The following is a 22,443-nucleotide window of genomic DNA, read 5'->3' as shown; positions in this document are numbered from 1 at the left end:
ACGCTTTCACTCCCGCGCCCAAATGGGGTCGACTTCGTCAAGCCGTGTCCAAAGCTGATGTATCACCTCGGTGACCGGATCGTTCTCGTACGAACTCGGATCAAGAGACGTGGGGCCAAGTCTGCTGGCATACCAAATTTGTGCGATCCGTGCAGAATTGTGATCGGTGGCCTGCACGAGCGGTTCCACCATGCCAGCACGTTGGTCGGAGTCAAGTTCGGCCGCAGTGCTCACCCAGCTTTTAACGAGCGGGCGCAGATCGTCCGGTGGCATGGCGTCCAGTGCGCGGCGCCAAAACGACTCGGCCGAACCAGCCTCGACGTCGTCGGACCGCGCCCCTAGCACGTTCCTGACGCTCTCCGAGAGCACACTCAATCGAGCTGCCGAGGCGCGATCGAACCACTCCGCCAAGTACCGGAGGAGCCTAGACGTGCCGAGGTCGATACCGATCTGCTGGACGGCGTTCACCACTGAGTTTCGCACGTCCGTGTTTCCAGAGTTCGCCAGGTGCTTGAGCCGGGTGAGCGCATTCCGAGGGAAGGACGTCCCGAATCCAGCACAGACCTCCGCAGTCAGCAGTTGCAAATCGGCGTCGCTGCCTCGTGACCACTCCCAGAGCTGGTGACGCACGTGTCTGCCAATCGTCGCGTCAGTCGCGGTCGTTGTCAGAAGGCGCACAGCGACGGACCGCCGGTATCGGGCACTTGGGCTGGTCGAGGTCCGGAGTCCACCGGAATCGTCGCCCACCTTGGTCTTAGCCCAGTGAGCCGCCAGCTTGATAGCGATCTTGGCGTTGCTTTCCGAGGCAAGATCGGCAACCCGGTCAGCGATTTGCTCCAGGTTCTGGCGTTCGAGTCCAGCCATGACTCTGGGAATTTCGCCCAGCCACTCAACCAAGGGTTCACGAACATCGGGGTGTTCCAGCCAAAAGTGTCGCAACACATGCTTGGCGAATCCGTGCGGCTGAAGTTCTCGCGTGTCGATGTCGAAACGTTTCTGCGGCTCCTCCGCGAGGCGAAGTAGTCGAGTGTAAGGGCTTGGACGTAGCAGTGGTGCTAGATCTTCCGACGGCCGAACTTCACTGTATGACAGGAACTCGTCCGACGCATCGACGATATGCATGAGTGGAGCGCCTTCGAGCAGAGCGGCAGCGATCAGCAATGCGAGCCATTCGGTGTCGCCTGCCAGCTGCTTTTCCCTGATATCGATTCGGAGCTGCGAAGGTTGGCTGGCGCATTCCCGTTGCAGTGCCTCCTGGAACGCCTGTCGCGGCGCCTCGCCCTGGTCAATACTTTCCCGTACGATTTCTGCGATGAATTTGACCTTTGGCGGCCACATGCTTTCGAGCTGGCGAGCTGTTTCCGTGTCTTCGATAATCACAGAAGAATCATTTCGACCAACCTGACATGCGAAGACATCTATGGACGAAGGCTTCTCCAACAAGTGCATCCTGTTTGGATAGCGATCATCGAAATCCCGCTCTTGCCCAGGAGGAAGGATCAGTATCAGATAGCTCTCATAGCGCGCTAGCTGCGCACTGAAACCGACCAGGGTGCGATGGACGACTTGCAGATCTTGCTCGCCGAATCCACGGAGGTCGATTATGAGCGTTGCGGGTTCATTCTCGACCAAGAACCCCTCCGGGACCAACCCAAGGTCCGGGTCCATAAGCTCTTCACAGACGCTGAGTTCAGGGTTCTCCGTCCGCAACTCTTGACCAAGTCGGAGACTCGCGGAAAATTGACCACAGTTGTCGCCAGGTGCAGTGAGCAAAAGAACTCTGCGCTCGCTTAGGATCTGGTACGCCGTGTCGGGCTTGCCTTCCGGCGTTCGCCCGAGCAAGCCTGCTGGCGCTACGTACATGCTTGCCAGGCGTTGCAGCGCCTCTGTGTCTTGAATACCGCGGCCACTTCGCTTCTCTATACCCGATCGCGCCAGGCGCTCCACGATGTCCGGTGTAGTCGCGATGACGGCGCCGCGCAGATCGGCATCCTTGAACCAGGATCCGTCGATGTCTCGTCCTGCTGTCTCATTGTGGCGCCCGGCCACCGCGACTACAGCACGCTGTGCTGGTACCTCTTTTTCGGGCGACGGGTTCTCCTCTGGTAGATCGGCGACCGAATCATTCTGCGGCGTTTCTCGGTCCGCTGGGGGCACTGGAACGATCGGTGGATCCGGCGTGTGCGGAGGTTCGGGCAAATCGGAGCCATCGATATCGTAAGGGTTCATGGTACCTCAGAGTTCCGCCTGGTCGTGGTTCGATCGGATGCGGCGACCGCTGGATGGGCCGAAGTTGGAATCCCCCTGAGTGTTGAATTGACCGGAGAACTCTTGCTTGTTGTCCGACTTGTCGATGTCGCCTCCGGCGGTCACGTTTCCGTTGCCGTGCACAGCGATACCGCCGTCGGCGTACGCGGAATGATCGTGGATTCCGCCGCCTACATCACGGGCCTGAATGACCTTGTCGGCGTACCCGGTGAACGAGTTGGATGCCGGACCACTGGATGCTACCGACTGGTCAGCAGCCTCGATGGACGGTTCGGGCTGTCCGTGCAACAAGCCGGACGTGAGCAAGTCTCCGGAGGGTACGGGAACTCTCAAGTACCCCTTCCCTGCGTAGTCCTTCGCTTCAACGCGCAGGGGCGCCGGCACGAATTCGCTGGGCTGCCGTGCGGTCCGACCTGATTCGACGACCTGCTTCATGACCTCTTCGGACAGCACCGCAGCGACCAGCGTGACCTTCGGGTCCGAGTTATCGAGCAACGCTCGCACCGGCTCCGCGTCAACCATCCGTCCGGTCTCCACCATGACGGTGCCGGATGGCGAATCGGACACGAGAATGTTGAACGACTGGACCGGGCCGAGGTGCAGGCTAGCTCGGATGCGGAGCTCGATTGCAGCTGATCGGAGTTCTGCGGAGCGGCGGCGGAGCTCAGCCTGCAAAGAGTCAAAAAACTTGTCCACCACGGCAACCATTAGATCCGGGTTGAACCCGATGAGGTAGCCATCTCCACGGAACGCGCGGAAGACGTTGTCCCGCATCAATCCTGCGATCCCTGCTCGTTCGGACGATTCACTAAGGACCGTGGGCAGCAGATCCACGATCTTCCGCTGTTTGACGTCGTTGTGACTGCTAAAACGGCGTACGTCGATCGCGAGAATCCCCGTGTAGTGACCGAGTCTGTGTGTGTCTTTTTGATCCACCAGTGGCCTTTCTGGCTCAGATGCTTGGCGGAACAAAGAATCCCCGAAGTTTATTGCTGGTTCTGTCCAGTACTGGACAGAACCTGCATTTTGATGGCGGCGAAGTCGAGCACCTGCAACTTGCCCCGCGCTGTGCGGATAAGTCCTGCGGACTTCCACGTGGCGAGGACCGGGGTGATCGCCGAACGAGCCAACCCCAACGCTGATGCCAGCTCTTCCTGGGACATCGCAATGATGTTCGGGTGGGGATGGTCAGGACCCGCGACGTTGAGGAGCGTCTCGATGAGTTCTACAAGCCGTGCCGCAGCGCTGTGATGCGCTAGTCGCCAGGCGTGCGACGCGCTTTCCCGCATCTTGCCCATGATGTAGGCGGTGAGCTGTTCGGTCACGCTGAAGCGCTGGACGAGCTCGCTGAAGCGATGATCGGCCAGCTTTGACGTAATCCCAGGTTCGATGGCCTGCACCGTCGCCGAACGCGACTGTCCATCTCTTCCGGAAAATTCACCCACCAGATCGCCGGGGCCTCGGACGGCTAGTAGCACTTCGCGACCGTCGGGTTCGGTGTAGACAACTTTCAGCCGACCGGACAGGCACACCAGTAGCCACCCCCCAGGCTCGCCCTGGCCCAGTAACCGCTCACCGGTGTGGTGGTGTTTGCGGACACCGTGCTGGACGAGGGCGGCCCAGACCGGCTCAGGGGTGAGTGCGCGGAAACCGCGTAGCCGCCGAGATTGCTTACCGTCGCTCACAAGCCCGTTGTAGCTGTTGATCGAAGCCCGGTGGGCCAGAACAGATAAGACCACTCGAAGAGCCCTCCGAGCGACGACGCTCGGTGAACTTCGTTGCGTGGCCCGACCCGAATCGTGCAGTCCTCGCGATCCCGGCACAGGACACCGCTCTACGCGGTCACATGTCCAACCGGATCCGTGTGGTTAGTGCGCAACTCGCCCCTCGGACACCAGTGGGTGGGATCCCTCCCACTCGAACAGAAGCAAGTTATCAGCCGACAGGGCGATGTGACGCAGTGCGTCCGTCGCCCTATCGTGCTGTCTGGACCCCGCTGCATGGACCGGGGTGATGGCCGTGGCTGAGACGTTCATTCCCGCAGTGATCCCTCGGCCCTCGTCCGATGGCGCTGTGTCCGGGACCAAGCCTGCTCGCAGCTTGCCGGTGCCGGACCTGACTGAACGACCTGGCGAGACGCGCACCCTGTATCGGATCGCTTCTCTCGACCAGCGAGGCCGGATCGCCGAGCGATCGGTGATCGATGCGTTGGGCTGGGTCGCGGGGCAGCGGCTGCAGTTCGGCCTGATCTCGGAGTCCGCGATCGCGGTGCTCCCCGACCCGGCCGGGATGTTCAGCCTCGCCCGCCGACACCACATCCCGCTGCCGGTCACCGCACGCCGGTGGTGCCACCTGCAGACAGCCGACCGAGTCCTGCTGGCAGCGGCACCACAGCACGGCATGCTCGTGATCTACACCATGAGCGCCCTCGATTCCATGGTCACCGCCTTCCACTCTTCCGCGCCCGGGGGTGAGTTGTCATGACCACCGGTTCGGAACAACGCCCGGGTGCCGCGGAACTCGAAGCCGCGCGTCTTGTGCTGGAAAGAATGGGCGTTGCACCCGCGGACCTGCTCAGCACCGGCCAGCAGAACCGTTCGGTGGCGCCGACCTTCGCCGACTACATCCCGCAGGTCTCAGCCGCGGTATCTCACGGCACCCGCCGGGTGTATTCGTCGTATTGGAAGCGCATCGCACAGCAGTGGGGCGATCGGCGGCTTGACGAACCCACGCCATTGGAGATCAAGCAGCTCGCCGAGCACATCCGGGAACACGTGGTCGCTCGCCGCAACGCCCGAGGAGGCCGCAGCGCGGCCGAACACCTCATCGCCGCGATGCGCTGCCTCTACAACCACGCCGTCGCCGACGATCTGATCGCCGAATCAGACAACCCGGCCCGCCGAGTCCCGAAACCGCGCCGGCTGCCCAGCACCCGCCGCGGCCTGCCCGACACCGGCCTGGAAGAGATCAACCAGGTGGCCGCCACCACCGGAAACGATCCCGCACTGGACACACTGCTGCTGCGACTGCACACCGAAACCGCCTGCCGCCGCGGCGGCGTCCTCGCGCTACGCCCGCAAGATCTCGACACGCAACAGTGCTTGATCGCGCTGCACGAAAAGGGCGACACGGTCCGCTGGCAGCCCGTCTCGCCCACATTGATGCGCCACCTGCAAGCACACGCCGAGCAACGAGGTGCCGCACTCGAAGGCGGACGGTTGCTGCGCTACCGCTCCGGCAAACCGATCACATCCCGACGCTACGACCACCTCTGGAAAAGGATCGGAACCCACCTGCCATGGGTCGCCACCCAGCAGATCAGCACCCACTGGCTGCGCCACACCACCCTGACCTGGGTCGAACGCCACTTCGGCTACGCCGTCGCACGAGCCTACGCAGGCCACGCCGACAGCGGCGGGGATACCGGCACGACCACGACCTACGTCCGAGCCAACCTCGATGAAGTCGCCGCCGCCCTCGCGGCACTCACCGGCGAACCCCACCCCCTCGCCCGCAGTCCACGGCACGGAGGTGCACGATGACGGATCCCTTCCGCCCAGCAGCACCAAAGTTGTCCCGAGGACAGATCGCGGCATGCGGGGGCTCCCTGGTCGCCGGGGTGGCACTGGCCGCCTACGGGGCAGCAGGCTCGTATCGGACGCTCGCTGCGGTCGCGGCTGACAGACACCTTCCCTTGCCGGAGCTCGTTCCACTCGGACTCGACGGAGGCCTGCTCGGCGTCGTTCTCGTCGATCTCGTGCTGACCTGGATCACCTGCCCTATCGGATGGCTGCGCCAACTCGTCCGGCTACTGAGCCTCGGGACCGTCGCCGCCAACGCAACCGCAGGATGGCCGGATCCCGTCGCCGTCGGCCTGCACACGGCGGCACCGCTGATGCTGTTGGCCATGATCGAAGCCGCACGCACCGTGCTGCTGCGCCGCATCGGCGCCCGCACCGGCACCCTGCGCGACCGCATCCCGCTCGCGCGCTGGTTCCTCGAACCCTGGCGAACCTTCTGGCTGTGGCGACGCATGGTGCTCTGGCACATCACCAACTACCACGACGCACTCAACGACGAAATCCGCATCCGGCATGCCAGAACGATTCTACGATCTCACCACGGACCACAGTGGAGAAAGAAAGTCCCCGCAGAATGGGCATGGCTGCTCGACACCGGCATGAACCGGCAAGAGATCACCACGCTCATGCACAAACTGGTGAGCCACACCGAACACAAGCCGCCCAGAGACGACAGCACAAGGCCATTGCAGGAGGACGTCAGCTCACTGGCCGCAACAGACCGATCTCCTTTCACGGACCTGGCCGATGCGGAGTCCGCTGCCATCACCAATGAACAGAGCACCGAGCCCGGACAAGACCGGCCGGTAGATACTCGCGTGGTGGATCCGTTGCTACAGCGAGCTTTCGCAGTCAACCGGCAACACTGGCATAGACACGGGCGGACCGCGTCCGCCGACACCTTGCGCCGCCACCTGAAGATAGGCTCCGACCGCGCCCGCACACTGGCCCGCGTCCTCAAAGACCACGACCGCGCTACGGTCTGCGACACCACCGACCCGGAAAGAGCGGTCGGCTAACACCAGCGCACAGAGTGACGGCGTACCGCTATGTCTGCCGCGACTAGGCATGCAACGCCGAACGTAGGTCCGGCGTCACTGGTCAGTGGAAGCCTCTTGGCCACGATCAACGTGACACTTTCACTTTCTGTGACGCAGGGGTGACACAATATGACACGTGTACGACTTGATGCGGGTACGTCTGCGGTCAGTTGGGCCTGTCGAGGCTCGTTTTGACGATGTAATTGTCGATCTCCGGGAAACGTGGTCCGAGACGCGCGTCCCTGGTCATGCGGCGAGTAGCGATCAGGAGGCGAGGCCAGCCCTTTCAACGGTGATCGCCGGCGAGAACGGTGCGGGAAAATCGACGCTGCTGTGGCTCATTCTGACGGTTCTCGGGCAGTCACAGCAGCCGGCCGCTCGTGTCGCGCGAGCTGGCGCTGAGCAGGGCACGGGTCACATCGTACTGGAATGGCGGCACCCACAGACCGGTGCACGACTGATCACTGGATGGATCGTGTGTGCTCAGGTGGACTCGTCAGGCACTGAGGGCCTAATGGAGGCATGGTACTCGTTTCAGCCACGTCGGGCGCTTGGCCTTGAATCTATGCCGTTCGACCATGGCGAGCCGTCTGAAGACGTCTCGTCGTTGCGTGCACGGCTAGGCGCAACGCTTCAGTCTCTCGACGACGCAGACCTGACCTGGGTACGTTCACGCAAGGACTGGCGGGAGCATCTACACAGTCACGGGTTCAACGCGCGTTGGTTCCAATGGATGGGTGATCACGCCCTTGGCAACCGAAAGCTGCCCTATTTGACCGAAAAAGAGTTCATTGGTTTCGTGCTTCACGAAACCATCCCCGATGAGCGCTTAACGCATCTAGCCGACACCCTGGACCGCTACGCGAAGTTGCAGTACACACTTCTTGAGCCCGAGGCCACGAACGGCGTCCCACTCACCACGAAGCAATCGGTGGTCAACCTCCTCGGCTACATGATTGAAGGTATACTGGCCTCCTTAAAGGAGGCTCAGCGGCTCTCTCGCCTGCCTGACGGTCTTCCTTATGGACTCGGAGGCAAGGAGCTCTTTCAGATTTCCTGCGAATACCACAACGAGGACCAACGCACCGAACGACTAGCTGCTCTACTCGATAGAGCGACAGACATCCACACCACGCACGGCGCCTCCCAGCTGTTACTCCAGGGAGTATTCGAGGCTGCAGACATCGCAATCGACGTCTGCGCCCCCAACCGATCCCCTTCCGCATCCGCTTCGGCTCGCCATCTCCCGCTGTCACGGCGAAGCGGGCTCTCCCCTGGTGATGATGACCTGACTCAGTTGCTCTCATACGTCGTCACCGGATTTCTCGCAGCGAATCTAGCACAAGCGAAAGATGAAAAAACCGGGCAGCGGCGTGGCATCATCATCGTCGATGGGCAACTCGCACAGTTCACCCCGTCCACCTGGCACGTTCTTAGCAAGGTAGTGTCAGCGCTAGACCTGCAGCTCATAGCCACTACTGCACAGTTCATGTCTGATCTTTTCCCGCAATTTTCACCAATCCTGCTTGTTCGCTCCGACAGAGATCCACTGTCAACCGAGCGGCGAGTACATGCCAGGACACCGGTCAGCCTGGCCCCTGCTTCGGATGACGGCCCACAGGACGCGAATATGACCGGCGCGATGGACGGTATCCCGTTCGAGGAAGTATTCAGCGTCCACGAGCGCACTCGGCAAACCCTGCCCATCGGAAGCGACAGCCAGGATGAGTGCACGGCGTATGCGCTGACGGCGTACGACCTCCACATCCAAGCGTCCAACACTTACGCCTTCCCTCGCACCTCCGCACCGGAGCGCGTTCGCAAGCAAGATTTGCTGCAGCCCGGCGACTTCGTAATCGCTCGAATTTGGTCAGGCGACCGGGTGCCTATCATCATCATTTCATCGGAAGAACAACAAAGAACACCGTCAGATTCCTTACTTGTTCTTCGCCCCCTCAAGCCGTTGTCCCCAAGCGAAGAATTCTTCTATCTGCGGTATATCTGCAGCAATTACCTGCTCGGCGGGATCACCTGCAGAGACAACCTCGCAATTATCCCCCCAGAAATCCTGAAACGCCAGCGCATCCCAAAGCCAGATAGTGCGACACTCAACGCCATTACCGAACTGACCAGCGCAGCCGAAAGTTTCGGAACCTGGAAACGCGACGCCGACGACGCTGTCCACAGCTTCTTCCAGTGGCCCGACCCCACAACTGCACGCGCCCATATGATCGAGTCGGGCCGACTCACCCGGCAGCGACGCGAAGCAGCTAGTGCAGTCAACGAGGTCGGTTCGCGGCTACGGGCCACACTGCCGTACCCGATCGCACGACGCTGGCGCGAGGTACAGGCCGCACGCCCCGATGAGGCTGGTTACAAACTGGTTCTGGAGTGCGCCGAGGCCGCTATCGCGTACTGCGCGGTCCTCGGCCTTGTCTTTGCCCGCGAAGCGCAAATTTCCCTCCACCGCGTCCATGCCCTACGTCGCCGTGTCCGCCAGGGGAACATGGCCCAGATGACCTTCGGAATCTGGCTAAACATCCTCCGCGAGGTCGCCACAGCTGCCACTGAGCAGGACATTCCCAGTGACTCGCCACTGACGCGGTTCCGCTGCTTTACCGACGCCGACATGGCGAGCGCGGTCCGCGAATTGTACGAACGACGCAACTATAAATCCCACGGCCGAGGACCAGCAGCCCACGAAATCAACGACGCCGTTCGAAATTCCCGAAGGCACCTGAAAACCATTCTCAGCGGCGTCGAATGGCTCGTCGACTACCCTCTCCGCCATATCGACGCCTGCCACTGGGACAGCTTCATCAACACCTCGCAAATCACCTACCGCGAACTCATGGGCGACCACAACATCGTCTCCCCCACTGACGAGCACACAACACAGATTCTGGAAACCGGTAGCCCTTACATCGCCGACTCCTACGGACGCTACCGACTCCTGCGCCCATTCCTACTTACCCAGCACTGCCCAACCTGCGGTCAACTGGCCCTCTTCATCCTCGATCAATGGAACGCGAACACACAGGAAATCGAATATCTCGCCCTCGATCACCCAGACACGATCACAGTCACCGACATGCGAGCACCCCTGCAACATGTCGGTTTTCTTTAACCGTCAACACGGACAGATACGCGTCACCATAGTAGCCAGAACTGCCACCAACGCCGTCGCCGAGGCCGGGGCCGGGGCCTAGAAGCAGATGAATACACAGGAACGGCGGCCCGCGGCAAGTTACCAATCTTGTTGATTGGGCCTGTGTCCGCTTCGAGCTCGGCTATCTCCCGTGTCGTCTCATGGCGCTGGATGGCAGACACTGGCATGTGCGGCGTCGGCTCGGCTGGCTCGGTCTGCGGTTCCCCGGATAGCTGAGGGCCGCCAGCCTCTTCGGCCTTTCGGGCTAGTTGTTCGCGGTGTTGCTGTTGCCGCTTGCGGAACTCGTTGTAGGCAGCGACGTCGGTGTCCAGCACCCACAGGCCGGTCTTGTTACCGATGCGCCCGGCCGGGTGCCAGCGGCGTTGGCCGGACAGCACCTCTGTGAGGAACTGATAGCCGCTCAATGTGCCCGTGGTGAACCAGGAGACACCTGGTCCGGTCGCCGTGGGATCAGGTTCCCGCCCACGGCGCGGCAGGCGAGCGACCGTGCCCCACACCTCGATGACGGCGCGGCGGTCAAGATCGTAATTTCCGGGTTCGTTCCAGGGTTCAATCGGTCGATGCGTCTCGCGATCGACAACTCGGAATCGCACGCCTCTTCCGTGAAACAGCGCTTGGCGGCTCTTCTTGGAGTCCAAGCCGTCACGGATGAACCAGCACACTTCGGTCCCCTTGTGATGGCGGCTGGCTGTGCGGTCGGCGAACTGGGTCGGGCGCAGTTGTACTTCCAGGCAGAAAGCTGGCTCATGGACGTACACGTCGGCGCGGGTGTGCCAGTGCTCAGCGGTGGCTTGGTAACCCTGGTGTCGAGCGATGCGGGCAAGGCGCGCTTTCACCCAGTCGTGCTGCGGGGTTTCCGGGCCGCCGCGGTTGCCGGCAGGCCAGTGGCCGCAGATGCGCGAAGCCGACTTGAACCGGAAGAACCGAGGGTTATAGCGGTTGCTGGGGGCATGGACGGCGGCCAGCTCGATGTCGCATGCAGTCTCCGGGCACACCAGTACTTGGTCTTTCTGACGTGCGGTCTCCCAGTCCTCGTCGTCACCTACCCACAGCAACGGTCCGCGCGGGTTGTGTCGCAGGCGTGCATGCCGCTTCGTGCCGCGGTGGGCTGGCCGATCTTCCACGCTTCGGTTATCTCACAGTCCCCCGACAAACCGGTGCTCTACGAGCAGCGTTGTGCCGCGGAGTTACAGCCGGGGGAGTGGGCGCCTTCGGCGGTGAGCTCCCGAGGGGTGAAACTCGGGGCGCGTTGCGCCGGACCGTGCAGCCGCTGACTGTCGGGGCACAAGTGTCATGGGGCCGCGTCTCGACGTTGACCCGGGCGTTGTGCCCTCGTGGGTGACAGACGGTTGGTTCAGTCGATGTCGTGCGCCTGGAACGGAGATGCCGGATGGATGAGGTGTGCTCGGAGGCGCTGATCTGGGCACGGAGTCGTGCGCGCGGACTGGAACGCATAGATACCGGGCGACGCGCTCCGGTCGGGATGTCACGCTTGATCGAGCCGGGCAGTGACCAGGTGTGGTGGGTTCCTGGCACTCCCGATGACGTGACCCCGGCCGTGCTTCATGATTTGGGCATGAGCCCGCCCACGGTTGAGCGTTCAGCGTTGACCTGCGAGGTTCTTGCTTGCTGCCTTCGGTTGTACTGGATCGACTTCAGCTCGCCTCCATGGCCAGGAATCCCGACTTCGGTGCGCGCGGTAACCGATGTGCGAGCAGCGCTTCGGCCGACCCAGTCATGGGACAAGCTGCGTGACGGGGTCACGGAAGTAGCTCGACGGCGTCAAGATGGTTGCTCTGAGCAGAGGAAACCGGCGTCATCCGTCTTGAGCCTCGGGTCGTCACCTGGCCACGGACCGATCTTGATCTGCGATGAACATGTTCTGGAGCTCCGGCGGCAAGCTGCCCAGAGCTCACCTGCAAGCGTCCTTTACTGTCATGGCCGCGTGGTAGAAAGCCACTTGGTCGCTGACGAAATTCCTCGACCACGTTGATTCATTCCTTATCGACATCCGCCGTCGTGAAGATGAAGCCAAGAAGGGACTGTCTAGTGGGTGTTATCGGAGGGGGTAGCGCAAACGCACGAGGACTGCGGTACCAGAACCTGTGCGCGCTCGACTACGCATTGCAGGCCATTGAGTCCGGGCAGGAGCATGTCACCGCGGTCGCAGTGGAGAGCCGATGTGACGAGGCAACAGGAAAGGTACTCAACGAACTGGATTTCTCGTTGCTCTCCCATGGACGGCCAGAGCTTGACGTCCAGGTCAAGAGCGGTGCCCCTTCGTCGACATACTCGTTCGCCATGGTGTGGCGGGAACTCTGGAACGCCACCAAGCAGGCAGCGGCTCCTGACTACCACTTCGTGACTAACCGGCGCCCCGGACGCTTGGTCCGTGAGCTCGCGAGCACCTTGGAACAAGATCATCGCGACGCTGAAGACCTTCGCGCCTCACTCATCGACTTGCACGCTAGTGATTCGGACATGCGATCTCAGCTCGAGATGGCTGATGCTACGCATCTATCCGTGCTGACGCGGGCTCGAATCGTGATCTCTACGGAAACCATCGACTCGTATCAGGAAAAGTTGCGACTCCGCGTCCGCTCGCTACGAACGCAATACCGCGCAGGGGCGGGGGCACGGTCTACCGGCCTGGTGTTTCGAAACCTGCTGGACCTCCTGGCTGATCGAGCCGCCCATCCTGAGAACGTAGTGCTATCGCTGGACGAACTTCGTGAGGTGTTGGGCGCAGATGAACGCGTGGTCACTGAGGCAGTCGGCGAGCGCGATTGGGATGTCCACGCCGGCCTTGCTCCGGTCGTGCCTGATGTAGACCGTGCAGATCTCCTCGGAATAATCAGCCGTTCTCTCGCGACGACCGGAAACGACAGCGGAGTGCCCTGTTGCGTGCTGCATGGCTTGTCCGGGGTCGGCAAGACATCACTTGCTGCGGCCTGGGCCGCTGATCGCGCCTACGAGTTTGATCGCGTGTTCTGGGTATCGGCCAGCGACACCACCAGTCTGCATCGCTCCTTTGCGCTAGTCGAAGACGAGATTCGCAGATGGTTGGGTACGTGCCGACAGCAACCGCCGGCCCTCGCTGACCAAGGTGACGTGCGTGAGCGCGTACACAGCTTGCTCAGCACGTGCCCTGGGCCGTGGCTGCTTGTGCTCGATAATGCGGTAAGCACTGAGCTCGTCCAGTCCTGGGTTCCGCGGCGCGGCTGGGGTCGCGTTCTCGTCACGACCACGGAGCGAGGCTGCTGGCACGGCCCCGCGACCAGCGACGTGGAAGTGCCTTCGATGGATCGTGCGCAGTCGATCGAGCTGCTTCGCCGACGTCTCCTATCGGACTCCGATCACAGCAGCACCGAATCTAGCCTTGCTGATCTCGCGGCATTCATGCAGGACTGGCCGCTCGCACTCGAGCTCGCTGCCGCGTATCTCAACAGCACGGGCCTTGGGATCAGCGGTATTGATCGCTACACCACCGAGGTTCAACAGCGTTCCCTGGCCGACTCTGCACGGAGCCCACACGGCTACAACGGAAACCTCGTTGGTGCGATCAATATCGCACTCGACCGCATGTCGAAATATTGCGAGCAAGATCCCGCCGACGTCTCAGCCGCGTTTGGGGAGCGAATACTGCAGAGCGCGGCGTATCTCTCCCCTCACCAAATGCCATTGCAGCTCTTGATCGGCGTGGCCTACGTCCACTCCACCGATTTGGACAACCTCGGGGCACCTGGACCTCGCCGGTGGAAGGTCGAGCCTCACACCACACCCGAGGAGGTCCTACGGGCGTTAACCCGTCAATCCCTTGCTCGGCGCGACAAAGACCTCGGGTGGTTCAACGCCGAGCAGTTTCCCGGCGGAGATCTCACGGTGCACATGAACGAGATCGTGCAGCACGTCCTACGCGACCGGTTCCGCTATCAAAGCCCCGATCAAGACGAAGCCATGTTCGCCGGTATTGCCCACCACCTACAGAACTGGGTTCAAGGGGCGGTCGACGCGGGCAAGACCATGCATGCAGGAGTACTGATCGACCACGCCCGAACTACCGCTGACCATGCGCTGGAACGCAACGACCACGACAAGCACATGATCTTGCTCTGGGAGGCCACCGCCCACGCCCTGGTCGAGCTTGGCGACTACGAGACCGCCGTAGAGTATCTACGGACGGCACTCTCCGCGCTCAACGAGTGGCCGCTTCACCAAGTTGCGATACGTCGCGTGTACGTGCGGTGTGAACTCGCCCAGGCCCTCCTCCTGGGCACGCCACACGAGACCAAACCCCAATCACGAATGGTCGTCGACCACCTCGCGGTCGCGGCTGCTGAGATACCCGCCGCTGCCGACCAAAAACCTGACCTCGCTGCTCAGTACGCACAGCAAGCAGTCAGCATTCTCCGTCAACTGGCCATAGACGATGTCCTCGACGGGCGGACCAGCGAGCTGATCGGGGAGTTCACCGAACTACTCCGGCATCTCCCGGAGTCGGGAGTCGGTCGCACAGCGAGGCTCCTACAGCAAGCACACGCCAACTTCCACTCAGACAACGACTTGCGCATCACGGTCCAGCTATGCATCGAGGCACTCAGTGAGCCGCAAGAACCTCTCCACGCACAGCAGTTTTTCGTGCTGCTATCGGCGTCGTACATGTTCCTCGGCGAGTGGGAGATGGCCTTTCGCGCGGCTACGGAGCTGCTTGATGAACATGCGAGCCAGGGACCCTTGTACCCAGTCACGGCTGTCGAATTCCTCCACCTGACGGGCCCTTACTGCGCTGCTGCTTCGACCCTCATCCCCGAACCTGTTCCTTTCGCTACTGCCCTGCTACCAAGGCTCACCAATCTGGCTCGAACACTGCGGGAACAACACCCCGCAACGTACTCAATCGACCTTCAGGCCTTCCACGTACTTGACGCCGCGGAAGCGCTGCTCCGCGGTGATCACACCAACGCACGGCGACTCCTCCACGAGAGCACAACCGAGCTGCAGATCCACGACGACCAACGCCTACGGATGTGGCACAGCCTGCGAGGCGAGCTAGAAAGTGCAGTCCAACAAGCAAAGTAAGCGAGTCGCCGTTTCAGCAAGCACTGACGCAACTACGGAGAAACGTCCTTGCGTGCTGCTTCCCTAACCAGGGCATTCTGTGGCCAGCACCGTGTGTACACCGACGGTTAATCGTCGATAGGCCAGTGGAGCAGGAACTTCCCCAGCGCGTCGTCGATGAGGCGTCCGCGCTCGGTCGGTTCGCCGTCGTCATCGATGTGCTCGCTGAAGGCGTCGGAGAGAATGTCTTCCACGGCCTCGCGTTCGTCCTGGCTGGGCTCGCTGCTGGCCCGTAGGGAGTTCAGCAGGTCGCTGTCGTGCTCGTCGAGGACTGCGGTGAACACGTCCTGGAGCTCGGGCGGCAAGCTGTCGATGACGTTGCTCATGGATGCCTCCATCCGTTCGAGTTGCGCGCCCACGTCGTGATCACCTGGCCATCGGAGCCGAGGATCACGGTGGCGTCCTCACCGGTGTACTTGTACTTCCCACCGGCTTGTTCCTTCACCGACTTCACCGGATTCTCCACCGCGTCCTTCATGGCCTGATCCGAGACCCCGTGACCGTCACGCCCCATCGCCCGCTCTTCACCGTGCTTGGTCATCCCGGTGATCTCTTCCGGGGGTTTGGCCGGCGCCTCTTCCGCGGGTGCAGCCTCGGCGCCATCGGTGTCCACGGGTTGGACTTCGTCGTCGCCAGCGGCTTCCGAAGCGAGCCCGGCCATGGCCACGCCCATCATACCGACGCCGGTAGCGATCCCTGCCGTAGAGACCGCGTTGAGTGGAACCCCGGCGACCGCGCCCGCACCGGTCGCATCCAGCACAACGCCTGCGGTTTCGCCTGCTGCGCTGACCGCGGTCAGCGCAGCACCGCCGGCCAATCCCAGGACCATTTCAGGATGGTGGATCGCGGCGTTGCCCAGTGAGGCCAGGCCATTGACGACCGTGCCGGCCGCGTCGCCGCTCGCGGCTCCCGCTTGTTCCACGAAGTTCGGCTGTTCAGGAGCCTGGTCCCGTGCCCGGCCAACCGCGTCGGCAGCAACGTCACCCGCATTCCTGAGCTCAGTGCGCGCGTGCTGCAGCAACGCCGTGGCCGCGCGGCGCTTCTCTTCACCCGGATCGTGGAACGGCTGCGGCGGGGTGTCGTCCGGGGCTTGTTCGTGCTCGGCCTTCGCGCTCTTGGTGGCAGCCTCGCCCTCGTCCCACAGTCGGATCGCCTCAGCCGCTTGGCCCTGTGACCAGGTGAGGGCTTCTGCGTAGCGCTCCAGTGCTGTGGCCGCGTCGTGGAAGCAATCGCCGGCTTCTAACCACCTGCCGGGTTCACCGTCGAAGGCCGAACGGAACTGCTCGGCCGCCTCGCCCCTCCACCCTTCAGTGGTGTCGATGCGCTTGAGACCTTCTCCCGCCTCATGCAGGACCTCAATGTAGGAGGCCATCGACGATGCTGTGCCGAGGATTCCATCAAGATCGCCGGGGATCAGCATTTTCGGATCACGGGTGCGGCCGAGTTCAGCCGCCATCAGTCAGCCGCCGGGTCATCGCCAGAGGAGCGCTCGATCAGCCCTTCCAACTGCGCTCGGGCTGCTTCGTCGGTCTCCCGATACACCTGCACGCAGTGCGCCAGTTGACCCGCGACTTCGCTGCCGTCGGTCACGAGGTGAGCCACACCCAGGTCCCAACGATCACAAAAGTCGGTCACCGTCCCGGCAAGGCGGTCGTGGCCGAACTCCACACCCGTGTCCAGGTCGGCGACTCTGTCCTTCCGCGCAGCCTGAACAGTGTCGCTGACCCCCTTGGACGCTTCCTCCAAGGCATGCAGATCGACACGAAACCCCTCCGACACACGGCCCCCTCACCCCTCTACGTCCGACGCAAGCGCGACCTTAAACGAGTCAGCAGACGTCCTGTTCTCGACAAACTAAGTTCGCTCATTTGTCGGAGTCAGCAGCTCAACCAGCGTCTAATCCTTCAGCTGCAGTTCGTAGACAGCCCGGTGCTTGCCTGGACCCTTGTAATCGGAGATGACCTCAACACCGTTCACGATGCGATCGCCCGGGACGTTAACGTACCCAGACGTGTCCACGTGCGGTGTGCTGCGATGTTCTCGGGCTCCGACGTCAGGTAGAGGCGCCGACACCCGAACTCGCTACTAGCCTCCTGCACCGCCCGCAGCAGGGCTGCGGAAACGCCCCGCCGACGGAGATCCGGGTCGGTGGTCACGTCTGGGAGGTACAGGCCTCCCGGACGGTCCTGGCTACGGAACGCGATCACCGCTCCAACAATCCAGACCTGCCTGCGAGCGGTGCGGCCAGCGATCTGAGCTCCAGTGTCGGTGGGGCGCGCTACGGTCACGCGCCGTGATCGGATCGATCTGGGATGAGGGTGGGTGGCCCTGTTATGCGTGAGCGGCGTCCGAATGCTGCTGCCGAGGCGTTTTTGTTTGCTGTGTCCACGCGGTGTGCGTTCCCGGAATGTCGGATTCCGACGGTCAAGCTCTCTGTAGACAAGAGGGCAGGGAAGAACGTGCAGGCCGCGCACATCGTGCCGATTTCTCCGTCGATGCCGCGGTGGCGTCCGATGGACGCGGCGGTCCGGGACAACTACTTGAACCTCGTGTTGCTGTGCGACACGCATCATCACCTCGTGGACAAGAGCCCAGTCGCCCGCAAGTACACCGAAGAGATGCTACTGGAGTGGAAAGAAGAGGCTGAGCACGAGCTGCGGGAGAAGTTCAACGGGATCGACCGCTACAGCTACACCGACATCCAGGACATGATCAAGCTGGCCACGTCGCAGGGCACTGAGGTGATCATGTCGGGGATTGATGAGCTTGGCACGAAGGTCGATTCGGCCACTGCCAAGGTCCTCACGGTGCTCTATGAGCAGTTCACCGACAAGCGCCGCGATTACGAAGTCGCGGCGATGCTCAACACTGCCTCTGAGCGGCTGGCCTCGGGAAACTTCGCCGAGACGGTTCACACTCTCAACGGAGCTGTGGGCCGACTCGGCACCTTCAGCGATGACGCGGGCCAGTTCAATGCGGGTGCTTCAATGCTGCAGGATTTCGATCTGCGAGCGTTCATCATCGCCGCGGGCGAGGCCAGCGGTGCTGCTGAGACGATCGACAAAGCCCAGTTCGACACGGGCCCCGACACGCGCGAGCTCTCGCACGCTGTGGCTCGCCAGGTCACGGCCACCCTGGAGCAGAGCGGCGCCCACCAGCAGAACCGTGAGCCGCAACGGCCAGCACCAGCACCCGTGGAATCGAGCTTCGACACCAAGCACGTCTTCCTCACCGGCCTCGGACTCGGCGTCGTCCTGTGCGTGCTACTCGTCTGGGCTACCGTCTGGCTCACCCAGGGGCCATGAGGATGTTTGCGGGACCCCGGCATCGCTTCTGCCCCAGATCTTGCGGGTACGTCACACGGACGGCTTCTCGGCAGCGGGCCGAGCCTAACCACGGGCTTCGCCCTTGTCGATGAGTCGTTGCCCGGCTTCCCAGAGTTGAGTTGACGCTTCACCGATCACGGCTTTGCGGTGGCGTACATCGTCGGCAGTGACGCCTGGTGAGTGCCATGTGCCGCCTCGGGCCAATGAGCAACATCGCCGCTGCGTAGGCCCTGAACCCGGGGCCGGTCCCGTGTCGAGGCGCTCGTGATCATGGGTGGCGGGCAGGCCGGCGGGAAGGTTACGGCTTCGGCGGAGTTCAACGTTTGGGCTGTTCCGAAAGCCGCTGCGATGGTCTTCGCCGCCGGATTGGGTGCGGCGGCTGAAGGGAACTTGATGACAATGCTGCCGTTGGAGCGGCGTACGGCGCTGGTTTCGGGGGCGAGTCGGGTTCCTGGTATCGGGGCGGCGGTGGTCCGGCGGCTGGCTTCGATGGGCGCCAGCGTGGTGGTGCACCATCACCGGGCCCATGACACGACTCAGCCGTGGGGTCCCGATGATCTCGATCAGGTTCTGGAATCGATCCGTCCGCACCTACGTGAGGGGGCGGGCTTGGTTGATGTCCCGGGTGACCTGACGGAGCCCGGCGCGCCGGAGAACCTGGTGCAGCAGGCGGTGGCCGCTGCTGGGCCGCTGGACATTCTGGTGTGTAACCACGCACGTTCCGGCGGAGATGACACTCTGGCCAACATCACCCTGGAACAGTTGGATGAGCATTGGGCCACTGACGCGCGTTCGGTGCTGCTGCTAACCAAGGCCTTCGCCGCGCAACACGATCCGGCTCGTCCTGGTGGGCGGGTGGTGTGGATGACCTCGGGGCAACAGGACGCACCCATGGCTGGTGAAGTGGCTTACGGCGCGGCTAAGGCCGCCTTGGCAGGCATGACGTTGACCGTTGCCGATGAGCTCGCTGATCAAGGCATCATTCTCAACACCGTGAACCCAGGGCCGGTGAACACGGGGTTCCTTGATCCCGGCATGGGCATCGATGAGGACACGTTGGAATCGCTGCGCCAGCGGTTTCCCCGCGGGCGCTTCGGCACGCCGGATGATCCAGCTCGTCTAATCGCCTGGCTTGCCTCCGACGACGGGGAATGGGTTGTGGGCCAAGTCCTCAACAGCGAGGGCGGCTTCCGCCGTTGGTAGTCGCATGCTCAGCGCTTGGGGGAACTATGCGCACGATCATGGTCTGCGGGTGCGGGGGCAGCGGGAAATCCGAGGTGGCCAGCCAGCTCGGGCAACGGCTTGGCCTGCCCATCGTCCTCCTGGACATGGAGTACTGGGATGAGCACTGGAATGCTCTCGCCCCTGAGTCGTTCGCCCAGCGGCAGCGCGAGCTCGTCGCCGACGACGAGTGGATCATCGATGGCAACTACGCTTCGACGATGCCGATCCGGCTCGGCAAAGCTGAGGCAGTGATCTTCCTCGATATTCACCCGCTGGTCTGCCTGTGGGGGATCATGCAACGCCGGTACCAGCACCGCGGTGACGACGTGCATTCCCGTCACCGGCGCGGCCGCATCACCTTGGGTTTCGTCAGGTACATCCTTCGCTACCGGCGCACGATGCGCCCCCGGGTCGAGCGCTTGATCGCCGAACACGCCGTGGGCGAACTGATCCGGTTGCGCACCCGCCGTGAGGTCCGCCGCTTCCTCGCGGCGATACCCAGCGGTTCGGAATCCTCCTGACCAGGGCATCTGCCCACAGCTCGCTGCCGCACCGCTAGACACGGAAGCGCCCTGGTCATTGTCGGCTTGGCGCGGTGCGGCATGTGCGGCAACCGGGTTCGATTGCGTAGGCGCGGGCCTGGATGGTGAACAGTTCTCGGTACAGGCCGTTGGCTTCCATCAGTTCCTCGTGGGTGCCGGTCTCGGCGACGCGGCCTGCATCCATGACGACGATGCGGTGGGCGTGGCGGATGTTGGCCAGTCTGTGCGTGACGAGGACCGTGGTGCGATGGGCGTCGTCACGGGATCCCTGGGTCGCGCGTTGCAGGCCGGCGAAAACGCGGGCTTCGGCCTTGGCGTCGAGCGCGGCGGTGGGTTCGTCGGCGATCAGCACCGCGGCGTGATCGCGGAAGATCCCGCGGCCCACGCTGAGCCGTTGCCACGAGCCGCCGGAGAGCTCATGGCCTCCCCGGAACTGCCGTGACAGGACCGTGCCGGGCCCTTTCGGGAGCTTGGCGAGGACTTCATCGGCGCCCGACTCGCGCAACGCGGTCTCCCAGGTGCCGCCGTAGGGCTGCGGGGCCGCGAGGTTTCCGATGCGGATATTGGTGTCGGCGGTCATGGGCCACCGCGCGGGATCCTGGTCGATCAGAGCGACCTGCTCGTACACGCCGTGGAGATCCGCGGTGGCCAGATCGACCTCGTTCCACAGCACTCGTCCCTGGGTCGGTGGATACAGGCCCGTGATGAGTTTTCCGAGCGTGGTCTTGCCGGATCCGTTCTCCCCGACCAGCGCCACGACCTCGCCACGGTGGAAGGTCAGGTCGATCTCGACCAGCGCCGGTTCGTCGGCGTCGGGATAGGTGAACGACACGTTCTCCAGCCGAATGGTCTCCGGGTTGCAAGGAGCGGCCACACCACTCGCGGGCCTTCGGCGTCGCCGTGACTCGGCGAGCAGCTGGGTGTAGAACCGCAGGTAGAACGAGTGCTCGTAGAGGCGGTTGACCGACACCATCGTGGTCGACAGCGAACTCGCCGCAGCCCGCATCGCGATGACCGCGGCTCCGGCGATGGCCAGCGGCATCGCACCGGTGAAGAGAAGGACGCCGAGCACGCCGTAGGCCAGACCGGTGCCAGTGCCGGCCAGAGTGCGTCCGATCAACCGCGTCCAGGTCTGCCGGTGTTCGGCGCGGATCGCCTCTTCAGTCACCTGATCAGCGATACGGCGGTGTTCGGTCAGCAGCGGTTCCTGCAGGTTCAACGCGGTGCGTTCCGTGCCCACATCGCGCGCGACGAGCAGGTTCTCCACGACGTGCAGCCGTAACCGGCGGGTCACCAGGCTCAGGAAGTTCACATATCCCTGCTTTGCCGCGCGCATCGACGCCCACGCCTCGGCTGCCGTGGGCACTAGAAGCGCCGGTAGCAACCAGGGATTGAGCAGTGCGGCCGTGATCATCGCCGCAGCCAGCGACACCAGTGCCGAGGAGATCGAGGCGATGCTGCGCACGCTCGACTCCACGGCCTGAACACCTTGATAGCCGCCTTGCCGGGCCAGTTCCTGGAAGTCGGAATCCTCCCACGCCAACAACTCCACCTCAGCGACCGCCGAGTTGAGCCGATCCTGGGCCGCGCGGCGCACCAAAGGCATCAACACCCCTTGCACCGCCGACACCGCGCTGTCCAGCAAACCGCGTAAGGCGAAAGCGCCCACGACAGCGGCGATCGCGGGCAGCGACGCCACCACCCGCTCCGGCGTAGGCCCCGCAGTCAACAGCTGCGTCAATACCCCGGCCGTGGCGAACAGTCCGAGCGCCGATGCACAGCCCGAAGCCAACTGGACCACACCCGCCAGCACGGTCCTGCCGGGCGACGCCCGAAACGACAGCCCCACCACCAGTCTGGCCGCCATCGGCAGCTCGCGGACCGTCTCCCACAAACCCGCGCCCGCGACCTTCTGATCCACATCCGCCCACCGAGGCGGTTCCAAGTCCTCAACGCCGATCAGCGCGCCCTCCGGCGACCCAGATGCGCGTCGATGTCCGTTCCTGCTCCCCAGCATGTAACACCTTCTCCGGACAGTTCTCGGCAACGGAACTCGAAGGAATGTCAGTCAGGCACATCCGATCGCCCCAACAACCCGCATCGCTCCACCTCCAAGCGGCCGAACGTCCCCCACGGCTGTCTTGACGGAAGCGCGGCGATCAACGCGCGATTTCT

The 22,443-nt window shown here is 63.0% G+C and carries 17 protein-coding genes and 1 pseudogene; 9 read left to right on the top strand and 9 right to left on the bottom strand.

Annotated features, from left to right (window positions below; translation table 11 throughout):
- Positions 1-6: 6 nt before the first annotated feature.
- From OOZ19_RS04475 to OOZ19_RS04465, 3 genes are read right to left on the bottom strand one after another with little or no spacing between them, the layout of a single operon-like run.
- Positions 7-2,229 carry a hypothetical protein gene (locus OOZ19_RS04475; protein WP_266088545.1) on the bottom strand — a complete coding sequence of 741 codons (2,223 nt, stop codon included), beginning with the start codon at positions 2,227-2,229 and terminating at the stop codon, positions 7-9.
- A gap of 6 nt (positions 2,230-2,235) precedes the next feature.
- Entirely contained in the window at positions 2,236-3,204 is a 969-nt protein-coding gene (locus OOZ19_RS04470; RefSeq protein WP_266088543.1) for a hypothetical protein, read from the bottom strand.
- Positions 3,205-3,254: 50 nt separating this feature from the next.
- On the bottom strand, positions 3,255-4,007 hold the full coding sequence (locus OOZ19_RS04465) for a Crp/Fnr family transcriptional regulator (RefSeq protein ID WP_266088541.1): 753 nt from the start codon (positions 4,005-4,007) through the stop codon (positions 3,255-3,257).
- Between the two features lie 280 nt (positions 4,008-4,287).
- Here OOZ19_RS04465 and OOZ19_RS04460 point away from each other — a divergent pair, with 280 nt between their 5' ends.
- The 4 genes from OOZ19_RS04460 (at position 4,288) to OOZ19_RS04445 (ending at position 10,016) form a co-directional block, all read left to right on the top strand.
- A complete protein-coding gene (locus tag OOZ19_RS04460) occupies positions 4,288-4,752 on the top strand; it encodes a hypothetical protein (protein WP_266088539.1) in 465 nt (154 codons plus the stop codon).
- Positions 4,749-5,810: a tyrosine-type recombinase/integrase gene (locus OOZ19_RS04455; RefSeq protein WP_266088537.1), complete on the top strand. Its 1,062-nt coding sequence runs from the start codon at positions 4,749-4,751 to the stop codon at positions 5,808-5,810. Before OOZ19_RS04460 ends, OOZ19_RS04455 begins: the two co-directional genes overlap by 4 nt.
- Entirely contained in the window at positions 5,807-6,868 is a 1,062-nt protein-coding gene (locus OOZ19_RS04450; protein WP_266088535.1) for a DUF2637 domain-containing protein, read from the top strand. Before OOZ19_RS04455 ends, OOZ19_RS04450 begins: the two co-directional genes overlap by 4 nt.
- Positions 6,869-7,025: 157 nt before the next feature.
- Complete coding sequence (locus OOZ19_RS04445; RefSeq protein WP_266088533.1) at positions 7,026-10,016, top strand: ATP-binding protein; 2,991 nt, start codon at positions 7,026-7,028, stop codon at positions 10,014-10,016.
- A gap of 23 nt (positions 10,017-10,039) precedes the next feature.
- Here OOZ19_RS04445 and OOZ19_RS04440 read toward each other — a convergent pair whose 3' ends face one another.
- Complete coding sequence (locus tag OOZ19_RS04440; protein ID WP_266088531.1) at positions 10,040-11,113, bottom strand: hypothetical protein; 1,074 nt, start codon at positions 11,111-11,113, stop codon at positions 10,040-10,042.
- 994 nt (positions 11,114-12,107) lie between these two features.
- Between OOZ19_RS04440 and OOZ19_RS04435 the strand changes: the two genes are divergently transcribed.
- A complete protein-coding gene (locus OOZ19_RS04435) occupies positions 12,108-15,137 on the top strand; it encodes an NB-ARC domain-containing protein (protein ID WP_266088529.1) in 3,030 nt (1,009 codons plus the stop codon).
- A gap of 107 nt (positions 15,138-15,244) precedes the next feature.
- On the opposite strand, the gene OOZ19_RS04430 is transcribed toward OOZ19_RS04435, so the two are convergent.
- The 4 genes from OOZ19_RS04430 to OOZ19_RS30110 all read right to left on the bottom strand — a co-directional run bounded on the left by OOZ19_RS04430 (position 15,245) and on the right by OOZ19_RS30110 (position 17,383).
- Complete coding sequence (locus tag OOZ19_RS04430) at positions 15,245-15,502, bottom strand: hypothetical protein (protein ID WP_266088527.1); 258 nt, start codon at positions 15,500-15,502, stop codon at positions 15,245-15,247.
- Positions 15,499-16,632 carry a putative T7SS-secreted protein gene (locus tag OOZ19_RS04425; RefSeq protein ID WP_266088525.1) on the bottom strand — a complete coding sequence of 378 codons (1,134 nt, stop codon included), beginning with the start codon at positions 16,630-16,632 and terminating at the stop codon, positions 15,499-15,501. The genes OOZ19_RS04430 and OOZ19_RS04425 overlap by 4 nt, the downstream gene beginning before the upstream one ends.
- Positions 16,632-16,955, bottom strand: a complete 324-nt coding sequence (locus OOZ19_RS04420; RefSeq protein WP_266088501.1) for a hypothetical protein — start codon at positions 16,953-16,955, stop codon at positions 16,632-16,634. Before OOZ19_RS04420 ends, OOZ19_RS04425 begins: the two co-directional genes overlap by 1 nt.
- A 194-nt stretch (positions 16,956-17,149) precedes the next feature.
- Positions 17,150-17,383: a GNAT family N-acetyltransferase gene (locus OOZ19_RS30110; RefSeq protein WP_416309397.1), complete on the bottom strand. Its 234-nt coding sequence runs from the start codon at positions 17,381-17,383 to the stop codon at positions 17,150-17,152.
- A 126-nt stretch (positions 17,384-17,509) separates the two neighbouring features.
- Between OOZ19_RS30110 and OOZ19_RS04415 the strand changes: the two genes are divergently transcribed.
- The 4 genes and pseudogenes from OOZ19_RS04415 to OOZ19_RS04405 all read left to right on the top strand — a co-directional run bounded on the left by OOZ19_RS04415 (position 17,510) and on the right by OOZ19_RS04405 (position 20,247).
- Positions 17,510-18,481 carry an HNH endonuclease signature motif containing protein gene (locus tag OOZ19_RS04415; protein ID WP_266088499.1) on the top strand — a complete coding sequence of 324 codons (972 nt, stop codon included), beginning with the start codon at positions 17,510-17,512 and terminating at the stop codon, positions 18,479-18,481.
- Between the two features lie 279 nt (positions 18,482-18,760).
- Positions 18,761-18,913: pseudogene (locus OOZ19_RS29995) on the top strand (nucleoside hydrolase); the annotation flags it as partial.
- On the top strand, positions 18,896-19,705 hold the full coding sequence (locus OOZ19_RS04410) for an SDR family oxidoreductase (RefSeq protein WP_323055102.1): 810 nt from the start codon (positions 18,896-18,898) through the stop codon (positions 19,703-19,705). The pseudogene OOZ19_RS29995 and the gene OOZ19_RS04410, both read left to right, overlap by 18 nt.
- A gap of 26 nt (positions 19,706-19,731) precedes the next feature.
- On the top strand, positions 19,732-20,247 hold the full coding sequence (locus OOZ19_RS04405) for a P-loop NTPase family protein (protein ID WP_266088497.1): 516 nt from the start codon (positions 19,732-19,734) through the stop codon (positions 20,245-20,247).
- Between the two features lie 55 nt (positions 20,248-20,302).
- Here the strand turns inward: OOZ19_RS04405 and OOZ19_RS04400 are convergent, their stop codons facing one another.
- Positions 20,303-22,189 (bottom strand): ABC transporter ATP-binding protein, encoded by a 1,887-nt coding sequence (locus tag OOZ19_RS04400; protein ID WP_266088495.1) that lies wholly within the window; start codon positions 22,187-22,189, stop codon positions 20,303-20,305.
- Positions 22,190-22,443 lie beyond the last annotated feature (254 nt).

It is taken from the genome of Saccharopolyspora sp. NFXS83 (assembly GCF_026241095.1).
GTDB lineage: Bacteria > Actinomycetota > Actinomycetes > Mycobacteriales > Pseudonocardiaceae > Saccharopolyspora_C.
This window is presented reverse-complemented; position numbering and strand designations above follow the sequence as displayed.